This window comes from Oleiphilus sp. HI0117 (genome assembly GCF_001635235.1).
The window spans coordinates 1-661 of sequence record NZ_LWGA01000596.1 but is presented as its reverse complement, the minus strand read 5'-3'; the positions used below and the strand labels follow the sequence as shown (position 1 = coordinate 661).

The window sequence follows — 661 nt, the reverse complement described above, 5'->3', positions numbered from 1 at the left end:
AGACCGCGTTTTTCCAGGCAGCGAGCGACCCGGTGGCTGAGGGTGTTAACGAGCGCATTGAGTTCATGTTGAGTGGGTGCCTTGACCCGATGGAACCGCCGTTGGCCATAGGTATCTTCGGCGTATACGCCATCGAGAAATAGCATGTGGTAATGGACATTAAGGTTGAGCGCAGAACCAAAGCGTTGGATCAACGTCACTGCACCGGTTTGTGCGGTAGCCTTGGTAAAACCAGCCTGCCTAATTAAATGCGTAGAGACGGTGCGGTAGACAATGCCTAACACTTTACCCATCAGCTCTGGATGGCGAGCCAGCAGGAATCGTAACTGGAAGGGAAAGCTCAGCACCCACTGGCGTATGGGAACTTTGGGAAACACCTCATCCACCAAGAGCGCGGCACTCTCCGCCATCCGGCGGGCACCACAGCTGGGGCAGAACCCTCTGCGCTTGCAGCTAAATGCCACCAATCGTTCATGATGGCAATCCTCGCAGCGGACACGCAAAAAGCCATATTCCAGCCGACCACATTGGAGAAAATCTTCGAACTCTCTCTGAACGTAACGAGGCAAGCTTTGTCCCTGACCCTCCAACGAGGACTTAAAGACAGGATAATGTTCCTGAACCAATTGATAGAGGAGCGTCTTTTCGGGCTGATGGCGTT

1 protein-coding gene is annotated in these 661 nt (G+C 53.6%); it reads right to left on the bottom strand.

Going from position 1 to position 661, the window contains the following annotated elements; genetic code table 11:
• Positions 1–661: transposase zinc-binding domain-containing protein (locus A3757_RS06650; RefSeq protein ID WP_197469896.1), on the bottom strand; the 661-nt coding region annotated here is incomplete at both ends.